Origin of the sequence: Sagittula stellata E-37 (genome assembly GCF_039724765.1) — a bacterium.
Lineage (GTDB): Bacteria > Pseudomonadota > Alphaproteobacteria > Rhodobacterales > Rhodobacteraceae > Sagittula > Sagittula stellata.
In genome coordinates, this window is record NZ_CP155731.1 from 143,326 (window position 1) to 159,890 (window position 16,565).

Annotated in this window: 14 protein-coding genes; 5 read left to right on the top strand and 9 right to left on the bottom strand. The window is 67.1% G+C overall.

Annotation, left to right across the window (positions count from 1 at the left end; translation table 11 throughout):
• Positions 1-307: 307 nt before the first annotated feature.
• Both ABFK29_RS24115 and ABFK29_RS24120 read left to right on the top strand, forming a co-directional pair.
• On the top strand, positions 308-1,720 hold the full coding sequence (locus tag ABFK29_RS24115; protein WP_005861667.1) for an AAA family ATPase: 1,413 nt from the start codon (positions 308-310) through the stop codon (positions 1,718-1,720).
• A complete protein-coding gene (locus ABFK29_RS24120; protein WP_005861669.1) occupies positions 1,720-2,790 on the top strand; it encodes a ParB/RepB/Spo0J family partition protein in 1,071 nt (356 codons plus the stop codon). The genes ABFK29_RS24115 and ABFK29_RS24120 overlap by 1 nt, the downstream gene beginning before the upstream one ends.
• A gap of 25 nt (positions 2,791-2,815) precedes the next feature.
• Here ABFK29_RS24120 and gfa read toward each other — a convergent pair whose 3' ends face one another.
• The 9 genes from gfa to ABFK29_RS24165 form a co-directional block, all read right to left on the bottom strand.
• Entirely contained in the window at positions 2,816-3,421 is a 606-nt protein-coding gene (gene gfa / locus ABFK29_RS24125) for an S-(hydroxymethyl)glutathione synthase (RefSeq protein ID WP_050772465.1), read from the bottom strand.
• A 107-nt stretch (positions 3,422-3,528) separates the two neighbouring features.
• Positions 3,529-4,704 carry a BatD family protein gene (locus ABFK29_RS24130; RefSeq protein ID WP_005861673.1) on the bottom strand — a complete coding sequence of 392 codons (1,176 nt, stop codon included), beginning with the start codon at positions 4,702-4,704 and terminating at the stop codon, positions 3,529-3,531.
• Positions 4,701-5,378 (bottom strand): hypothetical protein, encoded by a 678-nt coding sequence (locus tag ABFK29_RS24135; RefSeq protein WP_005861675.1) that lies wholly within the window; start codon positions 5,376-5,378, stop codon positions 4,701-4,703. Before ABFK29_RS24135 ends, ABFK29_RS24130 begins: the two co-directional genes overlap by 4 nt.
• Positions 5,375-6,271, bottom strand: coding sequence for a vWA domain-containing protein (locus tag ABFK29_RS24140; RefSeq protein WP_005861677.1), 897 nt, complete (start codon positions 6,269-6,271; stop codon positions 5,375-5,377). The genes ABFK29_RS24135 and ABFK29_RS24140 overlap by 4 nt, the downstream gene beginning before the upstream one ends.
• On the bottom strand, positions 6,268-7,233 hold the full coding sequence (locus ABFK29_RS24145; RefSeq protein WP_005861678.1) for a VWA domain-containing protein: 966 nt from the start codon (positions 7,231-7,233) through the stop codon (positions 6,268-6,270). The genes ABFK29_RS24140 and ABFK29_RS24145 overlap by 4 nt, the downstream gene beginning before the upstream one ends.
• Entirely contained in the window at positions 7,226-7,585 is a 360-nt protein-coding gene (locus ABFK29_RS24150) for a hypothetical protein (RefSeq protein WP_005861680.1), read from the bottom strand. Before ABFK29_RS24150 ends, ABFK29_RS24145 begins: the two co-directional genes overlap by 8 nt.
• Positions 7,582-8,499, bottom strand: a complete 918-nt coding sequence (locus tag ABFK29_RS24155) for a DUF58 domain-containing protein (RefSeq protein ID WP_005861682.1) — start codon at positions 8,497-8,499, stop codon at positions 7,582-7,584. Before ABFK29_RS24155 ends, ABFK29_RS24150 begins: the two co-directional genes overlap by 4 nt.
• Entirely contained in the window at positions 8,496-9,452 is a 957-nt protein-coding gene (locus tag ABFK29_RS24160; protein WP_005861684.1) for an AAA family ATPase, read from the bottom strand. The genes ABFK29_RS24155 and ABFK29_RS24160 overlap by 4 nt, the downstream gene beginning before the upstream one ends.
• Positions 9,453-9,552: 100 nt before the next feature.
• Positions 9,553-11,919 (bottom strand): Tex family protein, encoded by a 2,367-nt coding sequence (locus tag ABFK29_RS24165; protein WP_005861686.1) that lies wholly within the window; start codon positions 11,917-11,919, stop codon positions 9,553-9,555.
• A 228-nt stretch (positions 11,920-12,147) separates the two neighbouring features.
• Here ABFK29_RS24165 and ABFK29_RS24170 point away from each other — a divergent pair, with 228 nt between their 5' ends.
• The 3 genes from ABFK29_RS24170 to ABFK29_RS24180 are packed head-to-tail and all read left to right on the top strand — an operon-like array spanning position 12,148 to position 16,529.
• The gene (locus ABFK29_RS24170; protein ID WP_040604897.1) at positions 12,148-12,684 is read left to right on the top strand and encodes a PAS domain-containing protein; all 537 of its coding nucleotides are present in this window, start codon (positions 12,148-12,150) and stop codon (positions 12,682-12,684) included.
• Positions 12,677-16,138, top strand: coding sequence for a chemotaxis protein CheB (locus tag ABFK29_RS24175; protein WP_005861690.1), 3,462 nt, complete (start codon positions 12,677-12,679; stop codon positions 16,136-16,138). Before ABFK29_RS24170 ends, ABFK29_RS24175 begins: the two co-directional genes overlap by 8 nt.
• Positions 16,122-16,529 (top strand): response regulator, encoded by a 408-nt coding sequence (locus ABFK29_RS24180; protein WP_157136565.1) that lies wholly within the window; start codon positions 16,122-16,124, stop codon positions 16,527-16,529. Before ABFK29_RS24175 ends, ABFK29_RS24180 begins: the two co-directional genes overlap by 17 nt.
• Positions 16,530-16,565: the final 36 nt, after the last annotated feature.

The window sequence follows — 16,565 nt, forward strand, 5'->3', positions numbered from 1 at the left end:
TCCAATTATCCACAGACGTACCGCGAATCGGAGCCCTTGATCCCGGAAACAGGCACCTAAGACACCGCAAACGGATGCCCCTGAACCCGAATGCGGGCACCTTTTATTAAGTATGCGGCTGATGTGAAAGGGAAATTCCGGGGGTAAAGATTCTAAAAATCCAAAAAGACTCTCAAACAACGTTCGTGTCATTTTTGAATTTCAGGTTTGATAGAGACGGTTTCGCCGCGAAGATGATTCACTCGGGGCCAAACATGTGCCATAGTTTCCATGATATCGCGGCAAACAGCGAACATGACGAGGCGACATGGCACAGAAACCGACGACGAAACCGGACCTGCCCCCCTATTTCAACATCGACCCGGAGCAGGCCGCAAGCAAGCTGTCGAAGCCCATCGACACCGCGCGTTTCGCCAAGGCGGCCGCTTTTGCCATGCGGGGGCGCGACGATCTGGCCAAGCGGGGTTATGCGCCGGACGGGGCGAAACGGCTGAGGAAGTTTTCGACCTGGGAGGTGTGCAAGTACCTGATCCCGGTCAACCCCGCTCACCTGCGCCGCGTGCTGCGCCAGAACCCGGACCTGCCGCAGGGCGAAGGGGAGGGCGGCTCGAAGTGGTTCACGCTGGAAGAGATCCTGACGCTGCGCGACCACTTCGCCGAGGAAGGCGCCAAGGACAAGGAGTACCGCGCGTGGCGGCCCGAGGGGTTGCCCGCCAAGGTCGTGGCGGTGGCGAACTTCAAGGGCGGGGTCGGCAAGACCTCGACCTGTGCGCACCTCGCCATGTCGGCGGCGCTGGACGGCTACAAGGTGCTGGTCATCGACCTGGATTCCCAAGGGTCGATGACCTCCATCATGGGCGGCAAGGTGGAAGACGAATGGCAGACCGTCTTTCCCATGCTGGCACGGGATTATGCGCTGAAGCTGGTGGAGGAGAATCGCATTCGCGAGGCGGCGGGGCAAACTCCTTACCAATTGGATGAGACACTGACCGCCGCGTTAGAGGTTTCGCCGCGAAACCTCGTGCAGAAAACCCACTGGCCCAACATCGACCTGATCGGCGCGCAACTGAACCTCTACTGGGCGGAGTTCCAGGTGCCGGTGTGGCGGATGCAGATGCGCCAGTGGGCGCTGTGGGACGCGCTGATGAATGCGCTGGAGGAAGGCGGGATGCTGGACGACTACGACATCGTGCTGCTCGATACGCCGCCGGCGCTGGGGTATCTGACGATCAACGCGCTGTCGGCGGCGGACATTCTGCTGGTCCCCTTGGGGGCGTCGTTTCTGGAGTTCGATTCCACGGGCCGCTTCTTCGACATGATCTATTCGACCTTCGCGTCGATCGAGGAGGGGGAGAACCGGGCGCGGCGGTCGGGGGGCCTGCCGGAGATGCGGTTCGAATGGGATGCTGTGCGGGCGCTGGTGACGCGCTTCGACGCGGGCCAGCAGACGGATCTGGCGAACGTGATCCAGGCCTATTTCGGCGACTTCATGACGACCTACCGGCAGGAGGTGACGGCCATGGTGGGGCAGGCCGGAGAGATGGTGTCGGGCATCTACGAGACCGATTACCGCGACTTCAACCGCGACACCTACGTGCGCGGGCGGGAGACCTTCGACCGGACCTGGGCGGAGGTGAAGGAGGTCATCCTGGGCACCTGGTGGCGGGACCTGCAGATGGCGCAGGCAGAGAGCGGTACGGAGCAGGAGGTCGCTGAGTAATGGCGAAGCGGAGAAAGCTGGAAGCGCCCACGGCAGAGGCCCTGCAGGCGCTGGAGGAGGAGGTCAGCCGGGACGTGGCGCGCGGGCCGATGTCCGCCCCCATCGCGCAGGTCGCGGCAGAGGCGGCGGGTATGCACGACACCCGCACGCCGGCCGAACGGCAGGCGGCGGCGAAGGACCGGTCCGACGCGGAACGGCTGCGGGAGGCGGAGGCCTCGGGCCGGGTCATGCAGGAGATCCCGCTGGACCAGATCGACCGCAGCGCGCTGGTGCGCGACCGGGTGGTGATCGACCGGGAGTCGCTGGACGAGCTGAAACATTCGATCCTGCGCAGCGGGCTGCGTCTGCCGATCGAGGTGTTCCGGATGGAGGGCGGCGAGAAGCCTTACGGCCTTTTGTCCGGCTACCGGCGCATGATGGCGATGGAGGAGCTTTACAGCTACCTCGAACACGAGAAATACGCCTCGATCAAGGCGGTGGTGCGCGACCCGGAGACGATGGGCGGCACCTTTGCGGCGATGATCGAGGAGAACGAGATCCGCGCCTCGCTCAGCCATTTCGAACGGGGGCGCATCGCGGTGATCGCGGCGCAGCAGGGCGCTTTCGTGAACACCGAAGACGCGGTCAACGCGCTGTTCCCGCAGGCGTCGAAAGCGAAGCGGTCGAAGATCCGGTCCTTTGCGCTGATCTTCGAGGAACTGGGCGACATGCTGGAGTTCCCCGACCTGATCAAGGAAAAGGACGGGCTGCGGATGGCGGCGGCGCTGCGGGAAGGCGGAGAGAGCATCCTGCGGCAGGCCCTGAGCGAAAGCCGCACGACCAGCGCCGACGAAGAGGCGCGGGTGCTGGAAGAGGCGCTGAAGCAGGTCGAGACCAAGGCCGATCCGAAGCGCGGCGGGCGTCCGAAGAAGGTGGCTTCGCCGCGAAACCTGTCCTCCGGTGTGCGCCTTCAGGCGGGCAACGACGACGACGGATGGTACATCCGTATCAAGGGGCGGCACGTGGACCGCGAACTTGTGGAGGTCGCCATGGCGGAGCTGGAGCGTTTGCTGGACGGTCCCGGCCGGTAAGCCGGGACCGTGATCGCCGCCGACGTCAGCTGTGCTTTGCGACGTGGGTCGCGATGGCGTCCATCAGCGGCGGGGAGAGACAGTCGTAAGGGGGCAGGCCGATCTCGCGCAGGCGGCCACGGATCTCGTCCATGCGCGCCGGATCGACACCGGATTCGATGATCGACGACACGAAGGCGGCAAAGGTCGGCGCCGCCCAGCCGGTCTGGGGCGACAGCTCGGTATGCACGAAGTCGAGGCCAAAGAACGGATGTCCGTCGTTCTCGATCCGTCCGTACATGTGCGTGCCGCACCCGGTGCAGGCGTGGCGCTGGATCGCGGCGGACCGGTCGACGACCTCCAGCTTGTCCTCGTTCTCGGTCACTTTCACCTTGTCGCGTCCGACGACGGCGATCTGGCTGAAGATGGCGCCGGACGGCTTCCAGCACTTCGTGCAACCGCAAACGTGGTTGTGTGCCGTCTGGTCCGAGATCTGCACCACCACCGGTTTCGAGCTGCACTTGCACTTCAGCGTGCCGCCGGAGAAACCTGCGGTTTCGCGCGGTATGCCGTTATCAACCTGTGGATGAATCTTTACATGGGTGTACTTCGGCGCAGAGCTCGATGCGCTGTCGCCGCTTTTGAAAAAGATATCGAGAATTCCCAAATCCAATTCCTCCCTGTTGCAGCGCACTTTTCGGTGTGCGCTTGCGTCAAGGCTGCGCCTGGCGCGGGATTCGGACAATGCAGCACTTCGTCTTAAGTGCGGGCGCGCAGAACGGCCGTGGCAAAGGCCCTGAGGTCGACTGCGCGCGTCTGGCGCCCGAAACGCGCCCGGTCGAACCCGTCGAGCAGATGCGATGTGGCGACTCCGTCCCGCCGAAGGATTGCCCGAGCGGCCCGGCGCGTGGCGGCGGCGTCACCGGCGCGTGCCGCCCGGCGCAGCGCGCGCACCTGCGGGTCGAGCAGCGGCAGGCGCCGCAGCAGCGCGCTCTGGTCGGCGCGCTGGCCCTTCAGCATCCACGCCAGCCCCGCGCCAAACGCGGCCAGTGCGGCCAGCACCATGGGCCAGCCGGGCAGGCGGGCGGGGTCCTCGGGCGGGGGAGGGGGCGGCAGCGCGGCCTCGTCGTAGGCGACCCGCTGCGCCGAGATCACCACCTCGCGCATCTCGCGCGAAACGGTGTCGAAGTAGCTGAAACCGATCGGCTCCACGATGGTGGAACGGTCGTTGGTGGGCCGGATCGTCCAGCGCCAGAAGACATAGGTCACCGGCCCCTCGGGCGAGAGCTGGATCAGCCGCTTTTCGGGGTGCGGAAAGATCATCGCCGAGGGCGAGGTGAGTTCCGGCATGGGCGGCACCATTTCCGGTGTCACGCCCACCGCTTCGACCCTGACAATGCGCAATACGCCTTCGCCCGCCGTCAACTGGTCGGGGGCGTTCGACCAGTTGTCGGCGACCTGGACCCGCCGCGCCGGGAACCACCAGCCGCCATCGGGCAGGGCAGGGGCGGGGGCGACCTCGATGGTCACGGGGGCGGAGGTGATGTCGTGTTCGAACCAGTCGTCGCCTTCGTCCGTCAGGGTCAGGTGATGGGTGAAGGCGCCGATGGTCAGCGTGCCCGCGCGTTCGGGATACAGCGCCATGCGCCGTTCCAGCACCTTCACCTTCTGGCCGCGAATGCGTTCCTCGCGCCATGTGTCGGGGCCGAGCTGGGTCCAGTTGAAGCCGGGCAGATCGGGTTGTTCCAGCTTCTCCAGCGTGATGTGGCGCTTGTAGACGCCACGGATGACGATCATCACCATCTCGCGCGCGTAGGGGATGTCGGCCTGTTCAAGCACGGTGACGGTGAGTTGCAGGTCGTCCGGGTCGACCGCGCGGGTCTGGGCGTGCAGCGTCAGCGGCCAGAGGAGCAGGAGCGCCAGCAAGGGTCTCATTGCGGGTCCTCCGGGTCCGGCGGGGCGAGGCCCAGTTTCTCGCGTCGCTTGCGTTCGTGGGCGATGCGCGCCTTCAGGTAGTCGCCCGGCACGTCGGTCAGTTGCGACAGCCAGCGTTCGTCGGCCAGCATGAAGCGGTCGTCGAAGATCCTGCGGACCTTTTCCTGTCCGGTGGACTGGAGTTGCACGGTGCCCAGCATGGTGCTGGTGTTGTTCACCTCGTCCCCGGTGCCGGCGGCGCGGGCGTTGCCCCGGGCGACGAAGGACTCGGTGGTGGCGCCGTCGCGGCGCTTGCCGAAGAGGGCCAGCGCCTCGGGGTCGATGCCCAGGCCGGCGTAATAGGCGGCGATCAGGTCGAAGTTGGCGCGGGCGTCGGCGTCGCCGCCGTGAATCACCAAGTCGTAGGTTTCGAGCGCCTCGGAGTACCGGCCAAGCCGCGCCTGCGCGGTCCCGAGGTTGTAGGTCGCGCCCGCCTTGGCGAAGGCCCGGGCCGCGTCCTCCATCCGCCCGGCGCGGTACAGCGCGGCGCCCTGCCAGTCGGGCCTGTCGAAGGTGAGCGCGGCAAGGCCGGGCAGACCGGCGGCCATGAAGACGCGGCCGAAGGCGGCACTGCCGTGCCCCAGCGCGAGGGCGATCACGGTCATGAGGACGGTGAGCGTGGCCAGCAGCTTCATGTCGCGCGCCTCCGGAACAGGAGGAGGAGGGGGAGGAGCGCGAGCGCCAGCAGGTAACGCCCGAAATCGCGCTGGAAGAGCAGGGGGAAATCCTGTGCCTCCAGCCGCGTGCGGGCGTCTTCCGACAGGAACCGGGCGAAGGCGTCGGTCTGGTCGAGGGTGAAGGTGCGGCCGTTTCCGACCCGCGAAAGCGTCTCTGTTTCCGCCGAAGGGGCGTTCAGGGTCACGACCGACAGGCGCGCGCCCCGGGCGGCGATGGCCTGCGCCTCGGCCAGCGTGTCGGGCCCGAGGCCGGCGCCGTCGGTGAACAGAACCACGTCGCCCGCCAGCACCTGTCCGTCTTCCAGCATCTGCGTGGCAAGCGCGAGGCCACGGCCCGGGCGGGAGCCCTTGTCGGGGACCGTCTCTGCGTCGATGACGGACACGGTCTGGCCCAGCTGGCGCAAGTCTCGGGTGAGATCGCTGGCGACATAGGCGTCCCCGGCATAGACGACCAGACCGCCGGGACGGGTGCCAAGCGCCGAGACGCCGAATCGGCCCATGGTCTGGAGTTGTGACCAGCGGTCTGACCCGGTGACGCTGGGCGAGGCGTCGATGACAAAGACGGCGCCGTCGAGGTTGCGGAAAGACACCGCGTCGCGGCGCTCCTGAGCGGGGCCGGAGAGGGCCAGGATGCCGATGGCGGCGGCGCCGAGCGCGGCGAACAGCCCGGTGCCGCCCCGGCTGTGGCTGACACGCCCAAGGGCTGCCAGCGCTTGAAGGAGTGCCGGATTGGCGGCGCGTTCCCAGCCGCCGAGCTGCCCGCGCTGGCGGTGGAGCCACCAGCCGAGGCCCGCCAGAAGCGGCAGCAGCAGCAGCCATTCGGGGCGTAACAGGGTCACATAGGGTGTCATCCGCGCGCCTCACGCCAACCCATCCAGAGGCAGAGGATCACCGCCAGCGACGCGGGCCAGATCCAGTGTTCGCGGAAGACCTCGGCGGCGAGACCGTCGCTGTCCGTCGCCTCCAGCCGGTCGAGCGCTTCGGTCACGGCGATCAGGTCCTCGGTGGTGCGGACGCGGAAGGTTTCGCCGCCCGAGACCTTGGATATCGCGTCAAGCGTTTCGGCATCGACCACGCCGCGTTCGCCTTCCTCCGCCTCGTCGACGGATTTCGGCCCCATGGCGATGGTGTGGACCCGGACCCCCATCTGCGCCGCAAGCTGCGCCACGCCGCGTGGGTTGGTGGCGCCCGCGTTGTTCGCGCCGTCCGACAGCAGGATCACCACGCGGGTGTCGGCGTCGGACCCGGCCATGCGTTTCAGGGCCAGGCCGAGCGCGTCGGAGATGTTGGTGGCGCGGCCCGAGATGCCGATGGTCGCCTCTTCGATCCGGCGGGCGATGGCCTCCGTGTCGAAGGTGAAGGGGGCGGCGTAATAGGCCTCGGAGCCGAAGACGATCAGCGCGACGCGGTCGCCTGCGCGGCGGCGGGCGAATTCGGCGCCGACGGTGGTGACAGCCTCCAACCGGGTGATGGGCTGGCCGTCGAGGTAGAAGTCGTCGCGCACCATGGAGCCGGAGAGGTCGAGCGCGATGGCCAGATCGCGGCCCGAGACCCGCAGCGCCGGAACGGGTTCCAGCGTGCTCGGCCCGCTGAGCGCCAGGACGAACAGCGCCCAAGTCGCCCATGGCAGAAGTCTGCGCGCGCGTTCCAGAACGGCGGACCCGCCGCGCCCGCCCGCCGTCAAAAGCGCGGTGCCGATGCGGTCGGGCACGGCCAGTGCGGCGCCGCGTGTCTGCGCCGGGGGCAGGAGACGGGCGGCCAGCCATGGCAGTGGCAGGAGCAGCAGCGCAAGGGGGCTGGCCAGTTCAAACATGGCGCGCCACCTCGGCCTGAAGCTCTGCCAGGTCGAGCGGTTCGGGGCGGTACAGAGACTGTTTCAGCGCCTCGAACCGGTCGGGGGCGTGGGTCTTCAACAGGGTCAGGAGCGCCACGCGACGGGCGTCTTCGGGCAGCGCGGCGATGCGGGTGAGGTCGGATTGCGGATCAGGTGGCCGTGCGCGCACGGTGGCCAACCGCATCCCCGCGCCCAGCACCAGTGCGCCCAGACAGGCCAGCGCCAGCGTCGCGGCCAGTTCGGCGGCGAAACCGCCCGGTGCCTCCGACGGCAGGCGGATGTCGTGGAGGCTGGCTTGCAGCGTTTCTTCGGTGATCGCCTCGCCGGTCATGGGGCGCGGTCCGGCGGGAAAGCGGCGGCGAGGCGTCGGGCCATGTCCTCGACGCTTTGCCCGGCATCGACCCTGAGCGCGCGGAAGCCTTCGACGTCGATCAGGTCGGGCGCCTCGGTCCCGGTGCCGTCCAGCGCAATGCGCAGGTGTCGGCCATCGGAGAGACGCACGGGGTAGTCGCCGCGTGGCAGGCGGGTGCCGTCGGCGTCGGTGATCGCCATGAGCCGGGGCACGCGGTCGCGGTCGAGCCGGGACAGCACGTCGCCAAAGCCGTCGCCAGGCGTGTCGAACCCAGAGGCGATGACCAGTTCGGCGCCGCGCGGGGCGATCCGGTCCGCGCGAGAAAGCGGACCGGCCAGCGGCGGATCGGTCGTCTCGCCCGCCATCGCAGCCTGCAAAGCGTTGCGGTGGGCGCGGACCATGCCGCCGATCACGTCCAGCATCCCACGCGCCCGGCCCCTTGGCGGCACGATGACCGGCGGGCCGGAGGTGATCGCCAGCAGCCCGGTGCGCCCGCCGTCCTCCACCGCCTGCCAGCCGATCAGGGCCAGCGCCTCGGCGGCGGCGACGGAACGGAAGGCGCGGGTGATCCCCCAGAGCATCGAGGGCCGGAAATCGGCCACGAGGATCGTGATGCGGTCGCGTTCCTCCTGGAACTGGCGGACGTGCAGCTCGCCGGTGCGGGCGGTGGTGCCCCGGTCGAGGTGGCGGATGTCGTCGCCCGCCACGTACTGCCGCACGTCGGCGACCTCCTGCCCGTGGCCCTTGCGGCGGGTGGCGAACCCGCCCGGCAGGTTGGCGAGCGCGGGCTCTCCCCTTGCCTTGAGCGTCACCTGCCGAAGCGCGATCAGCCCGTCCGGGGAAAGCGTGACCCCGGGCGTGTCGGGCAGGGGGCTTGTGGCGGCGGCGCTCACAACGCTTCGACCTCTGCGAGGATGGCGGCGACCACGTCCCTTGGTTTGCGGCCCTCGGCCACCGCGCGCCACGTCAGCACCATGCGGTGCGCCAGCGCGTCGGGGGCCAGCGCCTCCACGTCCTCGGGCAGGGCGTAGTCGCGGCCCCGCAGGTAGGCGCGCGCCTTGGCGGCGGAGGCCAGCGCGAGCGAGCCGCGCGGCGAGACGGCATGTTCCACGTCCGCCGCTTGCGGGCCTTCGCGCGTCGCCACGACGAGCCGGACGATGTAGTCGCGCAGTTCGGGCGAGAGGTGCACGGCCATGGCGGTCTTCTGCGCGTCCTGCAGATCGGCCAGCGGCACGGCGTTAACGGTCTTTGCGGGCTCGTGCTGTTCGGCTTCGACCAGGTCCAGGATCTGCCGTTCGGTTTCCGCGTCGGGCAGCGACAGGACGATGTGCAGCAGGAACCGGTCGAGCTGAGCCTCGGGCAGGGGGAAGGTCCCGTCGTGCTCGATCGGGTTCTGGGTGGCGACCACGAGAAAGGGGGAGGGCAGGGGCCAGGTGTCGGACCCCGCTGTGACCTGCCGTTCGGCCATCGCCTCCAGCAGCGCGGACTGCACCTTGGGCGGGGCGCGGTTGATCTCGTCCACCAGCACGAGGTTGTGGAACACCGGGCCTTTGACGAACTCGAAACTGCCGGTTTGCGGGCGGAACACCGGGGTGCCGGTGAGGTCCGAGGGCATCAGGTCCGGTGTGCACTGGATGCGGGCAAAGCTACCTTCCGTCGCCTGAGCGAGCCATTTGACCGCGCGGGTCTTGGCGAGGCCGGGCGGACCTTCGACCAGCACGTGGCCACCGCTGAGCAGCGCCACGAGCAGCCGTTCCACCAACGCCTCCTGCCCCACCAGCCCCTGGCCCAGATGGTCCCGGAGGCTTCGCATGGCCCCGGTCGGGCCTGCGGTTTTCGCGTCCATGTATCCTCCCTGACCCGCGTTTCGGCGGTTTTTGGAAGGAGTCTAGCGAAACCGGGGCGCGCCGCCGATTCAGTCTAAGGTCGCAATGGACAGCGTAAGGTCACTTCTTCCGCATCGCCGCCATGAGCGCGTCGCCCAACGCGCCCGTGCCGCCCGACGAGGCCGGCTTGCCGCCGCCCTGCGGACCCTTGCCGCGCGGCGGCTGGCCCTTGGGACCGCCGGGACCCCTTGGGCCCTTGGGTCCGTTGCCGGGCCGTCCGCCGGGGGTCGCGGCACCGTCGCGGCGGGGCTGGGCGTCGCGCCCGCCGCCGTCCTTGCGCATCGTGAGGCCGATGCGCTTGCGTGGGATGTCGACCTCCGTCACGCGGACCTTCACCACGTCGCCGGCCTTGACCACCTCGTGCGGGTCCTTGACGAAACGGTCGGCCAGCTGGCTGACGTGGACAAGACCGTCCTGATGCACGCCGATGTCGACGAAGGCGCCAAAGGCCGCGACGTTGGTGACGGTGCCTTCCAGCATCATGCCGGGTTTGAGGTCCTTGATGTCCTCCACCCCGTCGGTGAAGGTCGCCGTCTTGAAGCTGGGTCGCGGGTCGCGGCCGGGCTTTTCCAGTTCCGAAAGGATGTCGCGGACGGTCGGGAGGCCGAAGCGGTCGTCGACGAACTGTTCCGCGCGCACGCCCTTCAGCGCCTCCGGGCTGCCCATGATCGCCCGGATGTCGCGCCCGCAGGCCTGCACGATGCGGCGGGCGACATCATAGGCTTCGGGGTGGACGGAGGACGCGTCGAGCGGCTCCTTCCCTTCGCGGATGCGCAGGAAGCCGGCGCATTGCTCGAACGCCTTGGGACCGAGGCCCGCGACCTTCAGCAGCGCCTTGCGGGAGTCGAAGGCCCCGTTGGTGTCGCGGTGGGTCACGATGGACTGCGCAAGGCTGGGGCCAAGACCCGCGACGTGGCTGAGCAGCGGGGCAGAGGCCATGTTGAGGTCGACGCCCACGGCGTTCACCGCGTCCTCGACCACCGCTTCGAGCGCCTGGCTCAGGCGGCGCTGGTCGACGTCGTGCTGGTACTGGCCGACGCCGATGCTTTCGGGGGTGATCTTCACCAGTTCGGCCAGCGGGTCCTGCAGGCGCCGGGCGATGGACACGGCGCCGCGCAGCGACACGTCGAGATCGGGAAATTCGCGGCTGGCCAGTTCGGAGGCGGAATAGACGGAGGCACCGGCCTCCGACACGACGACCTTGGTGGGCTTCGGCCCCTCGATCATCTTGAGCGTGTCGGCGACCATGCGTTCGGTTTCGCGGCTGGCGGTGCCGTTGCCGATGGCGATCAGGGCGACGCCGTGCCGCTTCACCATCTCGACGATCTTCGCCTGCGCGCCGCGCAGGTCCATCTTCGGCTGGAAGGGGTAGAGCGTCGCGGTTTCCAGCAGCTTGCCGGTGGAGTCCACCACGGCGGCCTTCACCCCGGTGCGGATGCCGGGGTCCAGCCCCAGCGTCGCCTTGTTCCCGGCGGGCGCGGCCAGCAGCAGGTCCTTGAGGTTCCGGGCGAAGACGGCGATGGCCTCTTCATGCGCGCGGCGGCGGAGTTCGGACAGGAGGTCGACGTACATCGTCATCGACAGCTTCACCCGCCAGGTCCAGCCCGCGGCATCGCGCAGCCACTTGTCGCCCGCGCCATCGCCGGGGATGCCGATGGCGGAAGCCACCATGTTCACCGCGCGATCCATTCCGGTCTCCGGGTCCGGGGCGATCTCGATGGTGACGATCTCTTCCTTGGCGGCGCGCAGGATGGCGAGCGCCCGGTGCGAGGGAATGGTGGCCCAATTCTCGGCGTGGTCGAAGTAGTCGGAGAACTTGGCGCCGGTTTCTTCCTTGCCGGGCTGCACGCGGGCGGAGATGCGGGCCTCGCGCATCATGTAATCGCGCAGGCCGCCCAGGAGGGCCGCGTTTTCCGTCAGCTCTTCGGCAAGGATGTCGCGGGCACCCTCCAGCGCGGCCTTCACCGTCTCGACCTTTTCGCCGGTGTAGGCTTCGGCCAGCTTCTGCGGATCGGCGGTGCGGTTGTCCTGGATCGCGCGCAGGAGCGGTTCCAGACCGTTTTCGCGGGCGATCATCGCCTTGGTGCGGCGCTTGGGTTTGTAGGGCAGGTAGATGTCTTCCAGCGTGGCCTTCGTGTCGGCCTGCGCGATGGCGCGGGCGAGGTCGTCGGTCAGCTTGCCCTGATCCCTGATCGACCCGAGGATGGTGGCGCGGCGGGCCTCCATCTCGCGCAGGTAGGACAGGCGGTCGGCCAGCGTGCGGAGCTGCGTGTCGTCGAGTCCGCCGGTGACTTCCTTGCGGTAGCGCGCCACGAAGGGGACGGTGGCCCCGCCGTCCAGAAGGGAGACGGCGGCCGAGACCTGCTCTTCTCGGGCGGCGATCTCGGTTGCGATGGTGCGGTTGATGCGCGTGGCGGTCTGGTCCAACGGATGCCTCCTGTCCTGCCGGTTCGGGCCGGGCCGCAGCCCGGAGACCCCGTTTAGAGCCTTGCGGGGGGGTGCGCCAAGAGGTGAAATGCCGTCGGGCAAAGAGTTGCGGACCGGGTTCCGGCGACGTTCAATCAAAGAAAGTGATGTGTGGGCTTGCTCGGCACGCGAAATGCTACACATAACGTGGATCAGTGTAGCGCACGTGCAAGGGACCCACTGGACGGAATGAGTAGCGACATTCTGCCTGCTAAGTTGCAGGCGTATATCGAGAAGTCGGGGATCGCATTGTCCCTTTCGACGCAGGGCGGCGACGTGCCGCTTGCGTTGGTCAACGACGGATTCACCAAGCTGACGGGCTACGCGCCGGAAGAGGTGGTCGGGCGCAACTGCCGTTTTCTGCAGGGCGAGGAAACCTCGGCCGAGCAGAAGCAGGCGCTGCACGATTTCGTCCATGACCTGTCGCAGGACAGCGGGCGCTTTCCCGTTTCGAACTACCGCAAGGACGGATCGTTGTTCCGAAACTTCGTCCTGATGACACGGCTGCGCGACAGCGCGGGACAAACGCGGTTCATCCTCGCGTCGCAATTCGACATGACCAGAGCGCAGCAGCGTCAGGAACTGGTGGAGCACGATGCCCGCCTGAGGCGCAACCTCAGCGATATCGAGGTCATGGGGCAGGAATTCGGACTCGCGATGCAGGGATCGGCCCAGTCTATCGCGGATTCCATCGCCCTTATTGCAAAGCTGTATCTCGATGAATGAGGGCAGGGCCGTGGATCAGGACGTAGAGCAGCAGCAGGGCCCCATCGAAGGAGAGACGTTGTTTGTCGTGGGCGTCGGCGCCTCGGCCGGCGGGCTGGAGGCGCTGCGCGACATGCTGAGCACCGCCGGACAGGACTGCCGGCTGGCCTTCGTGGTGATCCAGCACCTCGATCCCAACCACGAAAGCCTTCTGGCCGAGCTGCTGGGCCGCCACACCACGCTGGAGGTGCGCCAGACCGAAGATGGCGAACGTGTGCGCCCGGGCTGCGTGCACATCATTCCGCCGGGCCACGGGCTGTCGATTCACAAGGGTGTGCTGAATCTGACGGATTTCGCGCAGCCGCGCGGTCTGAGGCGACCAATCGACGATTTTTTCGAAAGCCTTGCACAGGACATGGGCCGCGATGCCGCCTGCGTGATCCTGTCGGGCACCGGCGCGGATGGCAGTGCCGGGCTGAGGGCGATCAAGGAACACGGCGGGCTGTGCGTCGTGCAGGATCCGGCGACGGCCAAGTACGACGGGATGCCGACATCGGCCCAGTCCACGGGGCTGGTGGACTTCGTCCTGCGGCCCGGGGAAATCGCCGAGACCATCCAGCAGTTCTTTGCCAAGTCGGTCTCGAACGGGGCGGAAGGCGAACTGGCGCGGACCGTCGAAGAGACGCTGGACGACATCTGTGCGGTGGTGCGGAAGACCGCCGGACACGACTTTTCCGGCTACAAGAAATCGACTCTGTCGCGGCGGGTGCAGCGGCGCATCCAGGTGCTCGACCTCAACGACGCCAATGCCTACCTGCGCTACATTCGCTCCACGCCCGACGAATGCGAGATCCTTTTCCGCGAACTGCTGATCAACGTGACCCGGTTCTTCCGCGACCCGGCGCATTTCGAGGTGCTTCGGCAGAAGGTGGTGAAGCCGCTGGTGCGCAACTCCAGCAAGGAAGAGATCCGCGTCTGGGTGCCGGGTTGTTCCAGCGGCGAAGAGGCCTACACCATCGCGATGATCTTTGCCGAGGAAGTGCGCGAGCAGCGGCGGACCATCGACATCCAGGTCTTCGCGACCGATATCGACGAACAGATGCTGCGGATTGCGCGCAACGGTCTGTATCCCAACGCTGCCATGGCGGACATCCCCGAGGAAATGCGCGAGATGTACACCATCGCGCGGGACGGCAAGTTCCAGGTCAGTTCGCGCATCCGCGAGATGATCCGTTTTTCGGTGCACAGCGTCGTCCGCGATCCGCCGTTCTCCAGTATCGACCTGCTGTCCTGCCGCAACTTGCTGATCTATTTCGGCGACCAGTTGCAGGCGGCTGTCATGCCGATCTTCCATTATGCGCTGCGCCCCGGCGGGGCGCTGTACCTCGGCCCGTCCGAGACGCTGGGTCGCCACGATCGTCTGTTCCAAACCATCGACGCTCAGGCACGGATCTTCGAACGCAACGACGCGCGTCCGGAGTACCCCCTTCACCTGCGCCACCAGCCTCAGCGAAGTGACCGTCGGCGGCAGCCCGACGAGGACACCAACCGGAACGCCACGCGCGTCGACTGGTCCGACAGCACCGTGACCGAACGCATTCTGGACGTCTATGGCCCGGCCACGCTGCAGGTGACGCGCGAAGGCGAGGTGCTTCGGTCCACGGGACGACTGGGCCGATATCTTGAGATGCAGCCGATGCGCCAGTCGTCGACGCAGTTCGCGTCGTCGCTCGCTCTGCCCGGCGTGCGAGAGGCGATTTCGGCCATCGTGCGGCAGGTCGCGCAGTCGGGAAAACGCACGATCAGCCGTGATCTGACCGCAAATTCGGAGTTCGGCAAACAGCGCTTCGATCTGATAGGCGATCCTCTGGCCGACGGCACCGTTCTTCTGGTCTTCCGCGAGCGTGACCGCTTCGACCCCGGGGCCGAGGACGAGCTTCAGGACGTCGACGCCGCCGACAGCCATGTGCAGAGCCTCGAAAACGAGCTGCGCTCCACCCGGGCGCGACTGCACACCACGGTCGAGGAACTGGAGACCGCGAACGAGGAGCTCAAGAGTTCGAACGAAGAAATGATGTCGATGAACGAAGAGCTCCAGTCGACCAACGAGGAGCTTGCGACCGTCAACGATGAACTGAAAGACAAGGTCGACGAGCTGTCTGTCGCCAGCGCCGACTTGTCCAACTTCTTTGCCTCCACCTCGTTGCCGCTGGTGGTGCTGGATGCCGAAGGCTGCATCCGGAATTTCACCGACGCGATCCAGTCTGTCTACCCGCTGCGCCATGGCGACCGCGGGCGCCCGCTGTCGGAAATGACCAGCCGCATCGGCGAGGATGCAAAGGTGCTGGCCGCGATCGAGACAGTGATGGAGCAGGGCGACGTCGCGGCCGTGACGGTGATGGCCCCGGACTCTCTCAGGACATGGTCGCTGCTGGTCACGCCCTACCGCAACCGCGACGATCGGATCGACGGGGTGACGCTGGTCTTCTCCGAACTGACGGAGGCGCTTGCCCTCGAGGACGAGCTGAAGGCAGAGGGCGAACGCCTGCGCATGGCGCTGGACGTGGCCGGTCTGGGCGTCTGGGAACTGTCGAGCACCGGGGACACGATCCGTTTCGATACCATTGGCGCAAAGCTATTGGGGGTCGGAGACGAGGAGATGCCGGTCGGTGAATTCCTCGGTCACCTTCCGGAAGAAGATTGGGCTGACGCGGAGGAGGCGCTGGACAACAGCGACACCCGCTTGCCGTTCTCGCTGACCTTCAACCTGCCAGGGTCCGAAAATGAGCAGGCTCGATCCGTGCAGCTTGTCGGGCGGCGTCTGAACCGGAGCCAGGGTCTCCGGACCCTCGGTGTGATCTTCGACGTCACCGAGGAGGAAGAGGCGCGGCAGGTCCGCGAGGTGATGCTGCACGAGATGAACCATCGGGTGAAGAACCTGTTCTCGATCATCTCGGGCATGGTGCGGATTGCCGGGCATTCGGCGCAATCCGTCCCGGACCTCGTGGAGGGCGTGACGGCGCGGATCGGGGCGCTGGCGGTTTCCCACAACCTGACTCACCGTGCTCCGGCGGGTACGCCGCTGAAACTGAGCGACGCGGTCGAAAGCGCGGTGGAACCCTATGCCGGTCATGCGTCCCTGACGGTGCAGGGGCCGGTCGTGCCCCTGACGGCGGAAACGCTGACGACATTGTCGCTGATGTTCCACGAACTGGCGACGAACACCGCGAAGTACGGAGTGCTGGGAGCCGTGGACGGCAGCCTGTCCGTCACGTGGTCTTTGGAGCACGATACCGAAGTCGTGCTCGAATGGACGGAACGATATGACGCCCCGGCGGTTGAACTTCCGCAAGACAAGAAGGGGTTCGGCTCCACGCTGATGCAAATGTCCGCCGCACAACTGGACGGACGCATCGAAGTGGAACAGACCGAATGGATGCGCAGGACACGGCTGATTTATGAAAACAAGAAATGATATGGCCGATGGGCAGCAGGGCGTCGTTTTGCTGTGCGAGGACGAAGCGATCGTCGCAATGGACATCCAGATGATGATCGAGGATGGCGGCTTCGAGGTTTGCGGACCGTTCTCCCGTGTGTCCGTCGCCCTCGACGCGCTTGAGGATGTCGTTCCGGTGGCTGCCGTTCTGGACGTGCGCCTGCGGGACGGCGATATCTTTCCGGTCGCCGAACAGCTCGACCAGGCCGGTGTGCCGCTGATCTTCCATTCCGGCCACCTGATCGAGGATGAGGTCGTCGCGCGCTTTCCTCGCGCGCAGCACTGCCCCAAGCCGACCAACGCCCGCACACTGATGCAGGCACTCTCCCGCGCCGCGTCCGAATGTGTCCGCGAACGGGCAGCGGGCTGACATCCTGTATGTCCCGACAGGCATGTCGGGCGCGCT

Bases quoted from the DNA above. Each gene is read 5' to 3' on its own strand.
- ABFK29_RS24115 (WP_005861667.1), top strand. From the start codon at position 308: ATGGCACAGAAACCGACGACGAAACCGGACCTGCCCCCCTATTTCAAC.
- ABFK29_RS24120 (WP_005861669.1), top strand. From the start codon at position 1,720: ATGGCGAAGCGGAGAAAGCTGGAAGCGCCCACGGCAGAGGCCCTGCAG.
- ABFK29_RS24130 (WP_005861673.1), bottom strand. From the start codon at position 4,704: ATGAGACCCTTGCTGGCGCTCCTGCTCCTCTGGCCGCTGACGCTGCAC.
- ABFK29_RS24135 (WP_005861675.1), bottom strand. From the start codon at position 5,378: ATGAAGCTGCTGGCCACGCTCACCGTCCTCATGACCGTGATCGCCCTC.
- ABFK29_RS24140 (WP_005861677.1), bottom strand. From the start codon at position 6,271: ATGACACCCTATGTGACCCTGTTACGCCCCGAATGGCTGCTGCTGCTG.
- ABFK29_RS24145 (WP_005861678.1), bottom strand. From the start codon at position 7,233: ATGTTTGAACTGGCCAGCCCCCTTGCGCTGCTGCTCCTGCCACTGCCA.
- ABFK29_RS24150 (WP_005861680.1), bottom strand. From the start codon at position 7,585: ATGACCGGCGAGGCGATCACCGAAGAAACGCTGCAAGCCAGCCTCCAC.
- ABFK29_RS24160 (WP_005861684.1), bottom strand. From the start codon at position 9,452: ATGGACGCGAAAACCGCAGGCCCGACCGGGGCCATGCGAAGCCTCCGG.
- ABFK29_RS24170 (WP_040604897.1), top strand. From the start codon at position 12,148: ATGAGTAGCGACATTCTGCCTGCTAAGTTGCAGGCGTATATCGAGAAG.
- ABFK29_RS24175 (WP_005861690.1), top strand. From the start codon at position 12,677: ATGAATGAGGGCAGGGCCGTGGATCAGGACGTAGAGCAGCAGCAGGGC.
- ABFK29_RS24180 (WP_157136565.1), top strand. From the start codon at position 16,122: ATGAAAACAAGAAATGATATGGCCGATGGGCAGCAGGGCGTCGTTTTG.